At 71.5% G+C, this 947-nt stretch carries 1 protein-coding gene; it reads left to right on the top strand.

From position 1 onward, the window contains the following. On the top strand, window positions 1–947 hold a 947-nt coding region (locus O3Q52_RS53570; RefSeq protein WP_269655610.1), incomplete at both ends, for a biotin/lipoyl-containing protein.

Below are 947 nucleotides of genomic sequence, written 5' to 3' on the forward strand. Positions count from 1 at the left end.
ACCGTGGAGTTCCTGGTCGGCACCGACGGCACGATCTCCTTCCTGGAGGTCAACACCCGCCTGCAGGTGGAGCACCCGGTGACCGAGGAGGTCGCCGGCATCGACCTGGTCCGCGAGATGTTCCGCATCGCCGACGGCGAGGAACTCGGCTACGGCGACCCGCAACTGCGCGGCCACTCCTTCGAGTTCCGCATCAACGGCGAGGACCCGGGCCGCAACTTCCTGCCCGCCCCCGGCACGGTGACCACCTTCGCCCCGCCGTCGGGCCCGGGTGTGCGGCTGGACGCGGGCGTGGAGAGCGGCAGCGTCATCGGCCCGGCCTGGGACTCCCTGCTCGCCAAGCTGATCGTCACCGGCGCCACCCGCGAGCAGGCCCTGCAGCGGGCCGCCCGCGCACTGGCCGAGTTCAACGTCGAGGGCATGGCCACCGCCATCCCCTTCCACCGCGCGGTCGTCAAGGACCCCGCCTTCGCCCCCGAACTGACCGGCTCCAGCGACCCGTTCACGGTCCACACCCGCTGGATCGAGACCCAGTTCGTCAACGAGATCAAGCCCTTCGCGGGCCCCGCCGACACCGAGGTGGAGGACGAGCCGGGCCGCGAGACGGTCGTCGTCGAGGTCGGCGGCAAACGCCTGGAAGTCTCCCTGCCCGTCTCCCTGGGCATGTCCCTGGCCCGTACCGGCCTCGCGGCCGGCGCCAAGCCCAAACGCCGCGCGGCCAAGAAGTCCGGCCCGGCCGCCTCCGGCGACACCCTCGCCTCCCCCATGCAGGGCACCATCGTCAAGGTCGCCGTCGAGGAGGGCCAGGAGGTCAAGGAAGGCGACCTCGTCGTCGTCCTGGAAGCCATGAAGATGGAACAGCCCCTCAACGCCCACCGCTCCGGCACCGTCAAGGCCCTGTCCGCCGAAGTCGGCGCCTCCGTCACCTCCGGCGCCCTCATCTGCGA

Source organism: Streptomyces sp. ActVer (assembly GCF_027270795.1).
In the GTDB taxonomy this organism is placed as follows: domain Bacteria; phylum Actinomycetota; class Actinomycetes; order Streptomycetales; family Streptomycetaceae; genus Streptomyces; species Streptomyces umbrinus_A.